The following is an 11,829-nucleotide window of genomic DNA, read 5'->3' as shown; positions in this document are numbered from 1 at the left end:
CGCTTGCGCCGCGCCGCCCATACGAGACACTTACCAGGCAAAGAGCATGGCAAACAGCATGATTCCCGTCACCATCCTGACCGGCTTCCTCGGCAGCGGCAAGACCACGCTGCTCAAGCGCATCCTCGGCGAAAACCACGGCATGAAGATCGCCGTGATCGAGAACGAATTCGGCGAAGAGAATATCGACAACGAAATTCTCGTGCAGGACAGCAACGAGCAGATCATCCAGATGAGCAACGGCTGCATCTGCTGCACGATCCGCGGCGACCTCTCGCGCGTGCTCGCCGACCTCGCGCAGCAAAAGCGCGACGGCAAGCTCGACTTCGAGCGCGTCGTGATCGAGACGACGGGCCTTGCGAATCCGGGTCCGGTCGCGCAGACCTTCTTCATGGATAACGAGATCGCCGACGAATTCCTGCTCGACGCGATCATCACGCTGGTCGACGCCAAGCACGGCAACAAGCAGCTCGACGAGCACGAAGTGGTGCAGCGCCAGGTCGGTTTCGCCGACCGCCTGTTCATCACGAAGGCCGACCTCGTCGACGCGAAGGAAGTCGCCGACCTGCGTCACCGCGTGCTGCACATGAACCCGAAGGCGCAGGTGCGCGAGGTGAATTTCGGCGAAGCGGACATCAAGGAAGTGTTCGATCTGCGCGGCTTCAACCTGAACGCCAAGCTCGAAATCGATCCCGACTTCCTCGCCGAAGACGAGCACGACCACGCGCACGATCATCACGATCACGGCCATGAACACGGCCACGGTCACGATCACGGCGACCACGCCGATTGCGATCACGACCACGGCAAGTGCACGCACGAAGGCCACGACCACGGCCATCACCACCACCACGCGCACCACGACGACAAGATCAAGTCGTTCGTCTACCGCAGCGACAAGCCGTTCGATCCGAACCGCCTCGAGGACTTCCTCGGCGGCATCCTGCAGATTTACGGCGAGCGCCTGCTGCGCTACAAGGGCGTGCTCTACATGAAGGGCGTGGACCGCAAGGTGGTGTTCCAGGGCGTGCACCAGATGATGGGCAGCGACCTCGCGGCCAAGTGGCTGCCGGTCGAGAAGAAGACCAGCAAGATGGTGTTCATCGGCATCGAACTGCCGCAGGACCTGATCACCGACGGCCTCGACGCCTGCCTCGTGAAGTAAGCGACGCGCGCTGAATGCGACGCCCGGCTTCGCGCCGGGCGTTTTTGTTTGTGCGCGCCACGATCGTCTGGCGAACGAAGGCCTGACAGCGCGCGAGTTCACGGCCGGCGCCAGCGAAAACCCGCTCGCAAGTGCGCCTAACGCGCCTCCTGGCGGCCTCAAAAGCGCCTTTCCGGCGCCGATTCACGCATCGAGCGTCAAATAACGTACCCGACCATCGCTTTTTCACGATTGGCGCGTTATATTTTCTGGATATCGACCGGCAGACGAATGCCGCCGACGCAGGGATTTCCCGCTTGCGGCGCGAGTTTGCGGTTCGGTTACAATACGGCCCCACTGGAAGACAGGGCGCCCGCCGGAAATAGCTCGATAAGCTATCCGGAAAAAACGCGCCTCCCCGGCCGCGCATCGCGTCGCAGCGCGCAGCCGGTACGAAATATGCCTCAGGAGCATCTGAAGAACGGTTTCCAGAGGAGTTCGGCCCCGCAGCGGCGCTCAGGCGTCACCGACAATGCACCGTCGTGCCCGCCAGCGCGCAGTTTGGCGCGCGAGCAGCGCGCGCCAAACGTGGTCAAAGCCACTGCGGGCAACACCCAAGTGCAGGCAAGATGTGCCAGTTTTGCCTCACTCATTGAAGAAGCAAGCCAGATGACGACGAAACGACTCTTGACCGAAGCCGAAATCCTGAAGATGAGCGACAAGGATTACATGAACGAGGATCAGCTCGCCTTCTTCAAGAACCGGCTCGAACAGCTGCAGGCGGAAATCCTCCGCAATGCGGGCCAGACCACCGAGAATCTGCGCGAAACCGTGATCGTTCCCGATCCGGCCGACCGCGCGACGATCGAAGAAGAGCACGCGCTCGAACTGCGCACGCGCGACCGCGAGCGCAAGCTGCTGAAGAAGGTGCAGCAGTCGCTCGCGCGCATCGACTCCGGCGACTACGGCTGGTGCGAGGAAACGGGCGAGCCGATCGGCATCCCGCGTATGCTCGCGCGCCCGACCGCCACGCTCTCGCTCGAAGCGCAAGAGCGCCGCGAACTGCGCCAGAAGCTGTTCGGCGACTGATTGGCCGCCGGCGGCGCCGCGTGGCGCGTGCCGGATCGACTGCCTTCTTTCGAAGCGCACGGAGTCCCGTGCGCTTTTTCATTTGCGTTTCGCTTCCTCCCCGCCCGCGCTTTCCCGTTCCCTCCCTCATTGCTTTGCGCCTCGCGAACGACCTGAGCGCCACGCCGGATCGCATGCCGACACGGCTTTTCTGCGCTGTCAGACCTTGAACTGCCCGCTGCCGCCCTAAACTTCTACCGACACGCCCGCTCGCGCGCCTCGCGCCGCGTACGGCGCGTCACCGGATCCGCAAGCGCGGCGCACATGCCGCCGCGCGAAGTCCACGCAACACGCTGGCATCAACGGTAAAAAGGAACGCACATGGAGCAATATCACGGCACGACCATCGTATCGGTGCGACGCGGCGACAAGGTCGCCCTCGGCGGCGACGGTCAGGTCACCCTCGGCAACATCGTCATGAAGGGTGGCGCGAAGAAGGTGCGGCGCATCTACGGCGGCAAGGTCATGGTCGGCTTCGCCGGCGGCACCGCCGACGCGTTCTCGCTGCTCGACCGCTTCGAAGCCAAGCTCGAAAAGCATCAAGGCAATCTCACCCGCGCGGCCGTCGAGCTCGCGAAGGACTGGCGCACCGACCGCATGCTGCGTCGTCTCGAAGCGATGCTGATCGCCGCCGACGCCAGCACCACGCTCGTCATCACCGGCAACGGCGACGTGCTCGATCCCGAAGAAGGCATCTGCGCCATCGGTTCGGGCGGTGCGTATGCGCAGGCCGCGGCCCGCGCGCTCATGCAGAACACCGACCTCTCGCCGCGCGAGATCGTCGAAAAGTCGCTCGAAATCGCCGGCGACATGTGTATCTACACGAATCACAACCGCGTGATCGAGACGATCGAGTAAGCGTACCCAGACCGAACCGACGAGAAGGAATCAGGATGAGCACCATGACCCCCGCCGAGATCGTCTCGGAACTCGACAAGCACATCATCGGCCAGGCGAAAGCGAAGAAGGCCGTGGCCGTCGCGCTGCGCAACCGCTGGCGCCGCCAGCAGGTCGCCGACCCGCTGCGCCAGGAAATCACGCCGAAGAACATTCTCATGATCGGGCCGACGGGCGTCGGCAAGACCGAAATCGCGCGCCGTCTGGCGAAGCTCGCCGACGCGCCCTTCATCAAGATCGAAGCCACCAAGTTCACCGAAGTGGGCTACGTGGGCCGCGACGTCGACAGCATCGTGCGCGACCTGATCGAAATCGCCGTGAAGCAGACGCGCGAAACGGAAATGCGCAAGGTGCGCAGCAAGGCCACCGATCAGGCCGAAGACCGCATTCTCGACATCCTGCTGCCGAGCGCGCGCCCGGTCGGCTTCGGTTCGTCGGATGCGTCGGCGTCGGCGCCGGCCGACGGCGGCGACAACGCCACGCGCCAGACCTTCCGCAAGCGCCTGCGCGAAGGCCAGCTCGACGACAAGGAAATCGAACTCGACGTCGAGATGCCGCAAGCGGGCATGGACATCATGGGGCCGCCGGGCATGGAAGACATGACCGAGCAGATCCGTTCGATGTTCGCCAACCTCGGCGGCGGCAAGAAAACGCGCCGCAAGGTGAAGGTCAAGGAAGCGCTCAAGCTGATCACCGACGAAGAAGCGGCCAAGATGCTCAACGACGAAGAGGTCAAGCAGAAGGCCGTGCAGAACGTCGAGCAGAACGGCATCGTGTTCCTCGACGAAATCGACAAGATCGCCTCGCGCAACAACGAAGGCAGCGGTGGCGGCGAAGTCTCGCGCCAGGGCGTGCAGCGCGATCTGCTGCCGCTCGTGGAAGGCACCACCATCAACACGAAGTACGGGATGATCAAGACCGATCACATCCTGTTCATCGCGAGCGGTGCGTTCCATCTGTCGAAGCCGAGCGATTTGATCCCCGAATTGCAGGGCCGTTTCCCGATTCGCGTGGAACTGGAATCGCTGTCCGTGAAGGACTTCGAAGCGATTCTCGTCTCGACCGACGCCAGCCTCGTGAAGCAGTATCAGGCGCTGCTCGCGACCGAAGACGTGCAGCTCGACTTCGCGGAAGACGGCATTCGCCGCCTCGCGGAAATCGCCTACTCGGTCAACGAGAAGACCGAAAACATCGGCGCGCGCCGCCTCTATACGGTCATCGAAAAGCTGCTGGAAGACGTGTCGTTCGCGGCCGGCAACCACGCGGGCCAGAGCGTGACGGTGGACGCCGCCTACGTCGACAAGGCGCTCGGCGAAGTGGCGCAGGACGAAGATCTGTCGCGCTACGTGCTCTGACCTTCAAGCGTCTCGCCAACGAAAAAAGCCCTGCGATGCAGGGCTTTTTTCATGGCTGCGCCGTGACGCTTACTGCTTGACCGGGCGCTTCGCGAGCTTGCGTTGCAGCGTGCGGCGGTGCATGTTGAGCGCGCGCGCCGTGGCGGAGATGTTGCCGCCGTGCTCGGCCAGCACGCGCTGGATGTGCTCCCATTCGAGGCGCGCAACCGACAGCGGCGTGGGATGCTCGATGGCCGCTTCGGCTTGCAGCGCGCTCGCGTCGCTTTGCAGTGCCGAGAGAATCATTTCGACGTTCGCGGGCTTGGCCAGATAGTTGTCCGCGCCGTCTTTCACCGCCTGCACTGCCGTGGCGATGCTCGCGTAACCCGTGAGCACCAGCATGCGTGCGTCGGGCTGCAGGTCGCGCAGCGGCGCGATCAGCGACAGGCCCGAGTCGTTGCCCAGATGCAGGTCGACGGTGATTTGCGCAAACTTCTGCTGGTTGGCGAAACGCACCGCCTCGTCGGCGTTGTGCGCCTGCTGGACCTGATAACCGCGTCGCGTGAGACCGCGCGTCAGGATGTCGGAGAAGACTTCGTCGTCGTCGATCACCAGAAAATTCATATCGCTCATGCCACTTTCTCCGTGTTGTTTAGGCCGCGTCGGGCCGGGCCGGCCCCTCGCCTGATTCAATATCCGGACCCTTGGCCGCCGCGCCATCGCGCGAGCCCGCAACCTGGTCCGTCTCGCCCGGCGATGCCGGCGCCTGTGCCGGGCCGCCCGTTTTCACAGGCACCCGCAGCACCGCACGCGTGCCGCGCGCCTTGCGCGCGCGCGTGCCGCCGCCCACCGCGGCCGCAGCACTCGCTGCGACTCCTCCACTGCTCCCTTCGGACGCGCCGCCCTCGGACGCCGCGCCCGCCGTCGTCGCGTCGGTCAGTTCGATCGAACCGCCCAGCCGCGCCGCCGACGAAAACGCCAGATAGAGCCCGACGCCGTGACCGCCCTGTGTGCTGTCAACGGGCGCGGCGCCCAGCGAGGCGCGCAGTGAAGCCGGAATGCCCGGCCCCGCGTCGCAGACTTCAAAATCGATAAAGTCGTTCAGGCGCGGCGACGGATACGCGCGCAGCGAAACGAAGTCGCGGCTCGCGCGCGCGGCGTTGTCGAGCAGAATGGTGAGGATCTGGCCGACCGCAACGGTGTCGTCGAGGCTCAGGTCGGCGGGCGGTTCGCCCTGCAGCTCGAACTTCACGTGCGGATGGCGCAGCCGCCATTGCTCGACGAACGGCCCGAGCCATTCGCCCACAAACTGACGGCTGCCCGCCGACGAGGCGCGGCTGCGCAGGCGCGCGAGCGCCGAGGTACAGAGCGTGATCTGCTTGTCGAGCAGTTCGAGGTCGGCGCCGTAGGGCGCGAGGCCCTGGTCGGTGCGCGCGATGTCGCGCAGCTCTTCGGTGAGCATGGAAATGGTGGAGAGCGGCGTGCCGATCTCGTGCGCGACCGTGGCCGCCTGCACGCCGAGCGCGACCGCGCGTTCGTCGCGCAGGAGACGCTGCTGCGCGTCGGCGAGCGCGTATTCGCGCTGGCGCAACGCGCGCGACATCCGCGCGACGAACCAGACGATGAGCGCCACGCTCACCATGAAGTTCACCCACGTGCCGGCGCGGTAGTAATCGAACAGGTTCGACGGGTTGTCGAGATTGAGCGGTACGTTGTCGAAGCCGAGCAGCACATAGCAGGCCACCGCGAAGCACGCGAGCCACGCCGTGAGATACCAGGGCAGCACGGCCGCCGCGATGGCGAGCGAAGGCAGATAGAGCGAGACGAACGGATTGGTCGTGCCGCCCGACAGAAACAGCAGCGCCGAGAGCGCGCCGAGGTCGACCCAGATCTGGCCGAACAGTTCGAGATTGGATTCGGGACGATCCTGCGTGACGCGCAGCCAGGTGACGCCGTTGAACGCCACTTCGAGGGCGATCACGAACAGCATGGCAGGCAGCGGCAATTGCACGCCGAAGAAAAATTGCACGAACGCAATCGTGCAGAGCTGGCCGATGATGGCGAGACTGCGCAGCCAGAACAGATGGCTGAGATTGACGCGAGCACTGACGGTTATTCGATGCATGCTGTCAGTTTACCTGTTCGTACTTGTCCGATTCCTTAACCTGAGCAGCTTTGTTTGAATATTGCTCATAGTCGAATCTGCTCGAAATAGATTTGCCTGAAGCCGCGTTAATCATCTAAGGCCAATAAAACATGCAAACGGATACTCACGATCCGCTTCAGCCGGTAAGGAATCTCTTCCTCGATTTCGTCGATGCCGCCGTGCGGGCGGACCCGGCACAGACGGCTTCCAAAGAAGCCATTGCACTGCTAACCAATACGCGCGCCACGCTGCTCGCGCTCGGCGACGACGCGCTGGTCGGCATCGCCGCCGAGGTGAAGGATCCCGCCAAAGCCCACGCCGCGCTGCGGATTGCGCTGGCCGCGGCCCGTCTCGCACCCGCTCGCGCGGCGGCGCAGTTCGCCGCCGGACTGGCCCTGCAATTCGCGAATCGTCATGCCGATGCCGTCGAACCATACCGCCGCGCGCTTGCAATCGACCAAACGTTTCCAAATCTTCGCAACAATCTTGCAATCTCTTTGATGCTTATCAATTCTGAGAGAAGCGAGATCGATTGGCTTCTCGAAGAAGCCGTCGCGGCCGATCCGAACGACAGTCGGGCATGGGTCAACCTCGCGTTGCTGCGTCCGACCGACATCGATCTTGCGCGACCTCATGACGCAGCCCGGCGGGCCGTCGCGCTCGCGCCGCACGACCCGCTCGCGCTCAACAACTACGCGATGGTATGCAAGGAAGCGCAAGACTGGGACGAAGCGGAACGCATGGCGCGCGCCGCCTGCGAGTATGCGCCCAACGGGGCTTCGTCGCGTTTCAATCTGGCGATTCTGCGGCTCGTGCGCGGCGGGTATGCCGAAGGCTGGGCCGGACACGAACTGCGCTGGCAAGGTTCGCGCGAACTCGCGGCGGGACGGCCCGCGTTTCCGAAACCGCAATGGCGTGGCGAACCGCTCGCCGGGCGCACGCTGCTGCTATGGGGCGAACAGGGCATGGGCGACCTGCTGCAGTTCGCCCGCTACGTGCCGATGCTCGCCGAACGCGTGCATCGCGAAGGCGGCAAACTGGTCTGGAATTCGTTTCCGCAGATGGGCGCGCTGCTCTCGCGCAGCCTCGGCGCCCACTGCGATCTCTATTGCGCGGGCGGTCCGGTCGAAGCGCTGCCGCCGTATGACTGCGAGGTGTCGCTGCTGAGCCTGCCGTTCCTCTTCGAGACGCGCGACGACACCATTCCCGGCCCCGCCGCCTATCTCGCGCCCGATCCGGCGCGCGCCGCTTACTGGCGCAAGCGGCTCGCCGACGATGCCGGCGAGCGCCGCCTGAAAGTCGGCCTCGCCTGGACCGGCAGCCTCACGCATCAACGCAATCCGTTCCGGCGCGTCGGGCTGGAGCGCTTCGCGCAGGCGTTCGCGGGCATGCACGCCGACGTGGCGTTCTACTCGCTGCAGCCGGGCGCGCAAGCCGATGTCGACGCGGCGCGCGCGGCGGGCTTCGAGATCGCCGATTACAGCGCCGAATGGCCGGACTTCGACGACACCGCCGCCTTCGTCGACGGACTCGATCTGGTGATTTCGGTGTGTACGTCGGCGGCGCATCTGGCGGGCGCGCTCGGCAAGCGCGCGTGGGTGCTGCTCGACGTGAATCCGCATTGGGTCTGGCAGCTCGATCGCCGTGACAGCCCGTGGTATCCGAACACCACGCTGTATCGGCAGAAGCAGTTCCGCGACTGGCAGCCCGTGCTCGACGCCGTCAGCGCCGATCTGGCCGGGCTCGCGCGAGCGCATCGCGAGGCGCTCGCTTAGGCCGGGGTCCATTCAGAGGCTCGATTTGGCCCGGTTCGACGAACCGGCGCACGGCGTCAGCGGCGCTGCGCGCCTCCAGACGGCGCCTGCCCCGAGGCGACCGCGGCGGCGAGACATTCGGGACACAGACAGCGGCCGCGCGGATCGAGCTGGCTCGCGGGCAATGCAGGCAGCGACTTGCACCAGCAGTCGAACGGCTCGGCGTGGCGGCCGCAGTCGAAGCGGTTGCCGCAGCGCGGACAGCGGACGCTGCGGGTCGTGTCCGAAGAGGTGTCCCGAGTCGCGGACTGCGTGGCGGCGTGGGGCCTGGAGGCGGTCATGGCGCGCTCCTCGTGTGCCGGCGTCGGCGGTAGGGAAATGATGCCACAGCGCGGCGCGCGTCCGGGCAGCCGCGCGGCCCGTTGGTTCCAGACAACGCATCGCGGACTGTCCGCCGCCCATTCCCCACCGCGACATCGCCGCTCAAAGGAATAAATTTCCCGATATCGACGATGAATTAGTGCATTTTCCCAAAATTACGAGCGCGGCTGTAAGCCTGCCGCACTGCAACGGCGCCTTCTCTAAAACCCGGTCGCAAACCCTGTTGCGCCGCGCCAGTCCTGTACAATTCGGCCTGTTTGACCCGCACAGACCCGCGCGGCCGGTTTCGCCGGATTCTTCGCGCTTTTCGTCTCGTTTTTGTCCCGTTTTCTGTCCAGTCTCCGTCGCCATGTCCGAGCCTCTCGACCTCACGCAGATCGCGCCCACCCTGAAAGCCGAAATTCTGGCCGAAGCGCTGCCCTACATCCGTCAGTACCACGGTAAGACCGTGGTCATCAAATACGGCGGCAACGCCATGACCGAAGAGCGGCTCAAGCAAGGCTTCGCGCGCGACGTGATCCTGCTGAAGCTCGTGGGCATCAACCCGGTCATCGTGCACGGCGGCGGCCCGCAGATCGACACGGCGCTGAAAAAGATCGGCAAGCAAGGCACCTTCATCCAGGGCATGCGCGTCACGGATGAAGAAACCATGGAAGTCGTCGAGTGGGTGCTCGGCGGCGAGGTGCAGCAGGACATCGTCACGCTGATCAACCATTTCGGCGGCCACGCGGTCGGCCTGACCGGCAAGGACGGCGGCCTGATCCACGCGCGCAAGCTGATGATGCCGGACCGCGACAACCCCGGTCAGTACATCGACATCGGCCAGGTGGGCGAGGTCGAGGCGATCAACCCGGCCGTCGTGAAGGCGCTCCAGGACGACGCGTTCATTCCGGTCATTTCGCCGATCGGCTTCGGCGAAGACGGTCTGTCGTACAACATCAACGCCGACCTCGTGGCGGGCAAGCTCGCGGTCGTGCTCAACGCCGAGAAGCTCGTCATGATGACGAACATCCCCGGCGTGATGGACAAGTCGGGCACTCTGCTGACCGATCTTTCGGCGCGCGAGATCGATGCGCTGTTCGAAGACGGCACGATTTCCGGCGGCATGCTGCCGAAGATCTCGTCGGCGCTCGACGCGGCCAAGAGCGGCGTGCGCTCGGTGCACATCATCGACGGCCGCATCGAGCACTCGGTGCTGCTGGAAATCCTGACCGAACAGCCGTTCGGCACGATGATCCGCTCCCACTGACGCCCCTCTGCGTTGGCGGCGCCTCGCGCGCCGCCAACGCTGTCTCCCCCATGAACGTGAATCGCCCGCAGTCCAGGTCGCCCAGGCGGCGGCCGACGCGCGCCGCACACCGCCCCGTCTGGCTGTTCGACCTCGACAACACGCTGCACGGCGCGTCGCGCGCGGTCTTTCCGGCCATCAACCGCGGCATGACGCAGTACATCATCGACTCGCTGGGCGTGAGCCGCGACGTCGCGAACCATCTGCGCACGAGCTACACGCACCGCTACGGCGCGGCGCTGCTCGGCCTGCTGCGCCACCACGCCATCGATCCGCACGATTTCCTCAAGGTCGTCCACACCTTCGACGATCTGAGCGCCATGCTGCACGCGGAGCGCGGCCTCGCGCGCATCCTGCGCGCGTTGCCCGGCCGCAAGATCGTGCTAACCAATGGTCCGACCGGGTACGCCCACGCGGTGCTCGACGCGCTCGGCATCGAGCGGATCTTCGAGCGCGTGCTGGCCATCGAGCACATGCGCACGCGCGAGCGCTGGCGCGCCAAGCCCGATGCGTCGATGCTGCGCAAGACGCTGCGCGACATCGGCGTGGCCTTCGAGGACGCGATTCTCGTCGAGGACACGCGCGGGCATCTGAAGCGCTACCGCCGCCTCGGCATCCAGACGGTGTGGATCACCGGCCACCTTCCCGCAGCGCTCGCACGCGGCGGGCGGCCTCACTATGTCGACCATCGCATTCGTTCGCTAAAATCGCTGGGACGCGGACTGCGGACAGGGCAACTGCGGGGCCAATCGCGCAAGCCACCGCGCAGCTTCACCGGCACGTATCGGCACGTAACAGACTGACCGCGAACGCCAACAGCGAACGCCGACCGCGCCGCGCCCGACGGACCACGGGCGCGTCATGCAGCACGCAGCACACGAATCCGGAGCCGGCGCTGACGCCAGCGCGCATCCGGACGCACACCACACCGCAAGATTCGACGGCCCGGCGGACTCGCCGCGGGCCGCGATCCGGACTCAGGGGCGACATTCATGCAGCCGACCGAAACGCGTGACGCAGTCGTAGCAGCAGAATCACCGGACTCAGCCGACGCACCGCCGCGCCGCGCCAGCCGTCCGAAGCCGGGCGAGCGCCGCGTGCACATTCTCCAGACGCTCGCCGCCATGCTGGAAGCGCCGCGCGGCGAGAAGATCACCACCGCCGCGCTCGCCGCGAAGCTGGGCGTCTCCGAAGCGGCGCTGTATCGCCATTTCGCGAGCAAGGCGCAGATGTACGAAGGGCTGATCGACTTCATCGAGCAGACGCTGTTCGCGCTCGTGAACCAGATCGTCGCGAAGGAGCCGAGCGGCGTTTTGCAGGCGCGCGCCATTGCCTTGATGCTGGTCCAGTTTTCGGCGAAAAATGCCGGCATGACGCGCGTGCTGACCTGCGAAGCGCTGGTGGGCGAGCACGAGCGCCTCGCCGAACGCGTGAACCAGATGCTCGACCGCATCGAGGCCACGCTGCGCCAGTGCCTGCGCGTGGGCATCGCCGAACTCGCGGAGAGCGCGTCGGCCAACCCCGGCGCAGCGGCCGCGCCAAAAGGTTACGATCCGGCGGTGCGCGCGAATCTGGTGGTGCGCTACGTGATCGGCTGCTGGCACCGTTACGCGCAAAGCGGCTTCACACGCTCGCCCAGCGAGCACGCCGACGAGCAGATTCGCGTGATTCTTCAGTAGCGCGGCCGCGCCCGCTCTTTCCGCCTGTTTTGCGGCACGTTCGGCGCGTCTTATCGCCTGTCGCGGCCGTGCGCTTCG

General features: G+C 65.4%; 10 protein-coding genes and 1 pseudogene. 8 read left to right on the top strand and 3 right to left on the bottom strand.

The features are described 5' to 3' along the window. The first annotated feature begins 58 nt into the window (after window positions 1–58). The 4 genes from BMY06_RS10345 to hslU all read left to right on the top strand — a co-directional run bounded on the left by BMY06_RS10345 (window position 59) and on the right by hslU (window position 4,524). Entirely contained in the window at window positions 59–1,165 is a 1,107-nt protein-coding gene (locus BMY06_RS10345; protein WP_173816885.1) for a CobW family GTP-binding protein, read from the top strand. 648 nt (window positions 1,166–1,813) lie between these two features. Continuing rightward, window positions 1,814–2,233, top strand: coding sequence for an RNA polymerase-binding protein DksA (dksA, locus tag BMY06_RS10340; RefSeq protein ID WP_065061877.1), 420 nt, complete (start codon window positions 1,814–1,816; stop codon window positions 2,231–2,233). Between the two features lie 360 nt (window positions 2,234–2,593). Next, entirely contained in the window at window positions 2,594–3,130 is a 537-nt protein-coding gene (gene hslV, locus BMY06_RS10335) for an ATP-dependent protease subunit HslV (RefSeq protein WP_065061875.1), read from the top strand. 35 nt (window positions 3,131–3,165) lie between these two features. Continuing rightward, the gene (gene hslU / locus BMY06_RS10330) at window positions 3,166–4,524 is read left to right on the top strand and encodes an ATP-dependent protease ATPase subunit HslU (protein WP_065061873.1); all 1,359 of its coding nucleotides are present in this window, start codon (window positions 3,166–3,168) and stop codon (window positions 4,522–4,524) included. Between the two features lie 69 nt (window positions 4,525–4,593). Here hslU and BMY06_RS10325 read toward each other — a convergent pair whose 3' ends face one another. After that, window positions 4,594–5,136 carry a response regulator transcription factor gene (locus tag BMY06_RS10325; protein WP_065061871.1) on the bottom strand — a complete coding sequence of 181 codons (543 nt, stop codon included), beginning with the start codon at window positions 5,134–5,136 and terminating at the stop codon, window positions 4,594–4,596. 157 nt (window positions 5,137–5,293) lie between these two features. After that, a pseudogene (locus BMY06_RS10320) lies at window positions 5,294–6,628 on the bottom strand (ATP-binding protein); the annotation flags it as partial. A 131-nt stretch (window positions 6,629–6,759) separates the two neighbouring features. Here BMY06_RS10320 and BMY06_RS10315 point away from each other — a divergent pair. Next, a complete protein-coding gene (locus tag BMY06_RS10315) occupies window positions 6,760–8,424 on the top strand; it encodes a hypothetical protein (RefSeq protein WP_074982933.1) in 1,665 nt (554 codons plus the stop codon). Window positions 8,425–8,480: 56 nt separating this feature from the next. Here the strand turns inward: BMY06_RS10315 and BMY06_RS10310 are convergent, their stop codons facing one another. After that, window positions 8,481–8,744, bottom strand: a complete 264-nt coding sequence (locus BMY06_RS10310) for a cysteine-rich CWC family protein (RefSeq protein WP_074982931.1) — start codon at window positions 8,742–8,744, stop codon at window positions 8,481–8,483. Between the two features lie 389 nt (window positions 8,745–9,133). Between BMY06_RS10310 and argB the strand changes: the two genes are divergently transcribed. The 3 genes from argB to slmA all read left to right on the top strand — a co-directional run bounded on the left by argB (window position 9,134) and on the right by slmA (window position 11,751). Further along, complete coding sequence (gene argB / locus BMY06_RS10305) at window positions 9,134–10,033, top strand: acetylglutamate kinase (RefSeq protein ID WP_065061865.1); 900 nt, start codon at window positions 9,134–9,136, stop codon at window positions 10,031–10,033. Window positions 10,034–10,083: 50 nt separating this feature from the next. Next, on the top strand, window positions 10,084–10,875 hold the full coding sequence (locus BMY06_RS10300) for a pyrimidine 5'-nucleotidase (RefSeq protein WP_065061863.1): 792 nt from the start codon (window positions 10,084–10,086) through the stop codon (window positions 10,873–10,875). A gap of 189 nt (window positions 10,876–11,064) precedes the next feature. Then, window positions 11,065–11,751: a nucleoid occlusion factor SlmA gene (gene slmA / locus BMY06_RS10295; RefSeq protein WP_065061861.1), complete on the top strand. Its 687-nt coding sequence runs from the start codon at window positions 11,065–11,067 to the stop codon at window positions 11,749–11,751. Window positions 11,752–11,829 lie beyond the last annotated feature (78 nt).

The organism is Paraburkholderia tropica, assembly GCF_900109265.1.
Taxonomy (GTDB): Bacteria; Pseudomonadota; Gammaproteobacteria; order Burkholderiales; family Burkholderiaceae; genus Paraburkholderia; species Paraburkholderia tropica.
This window is presented reverse-complemented; position numbering and strand designations above follow the sequence as displayed.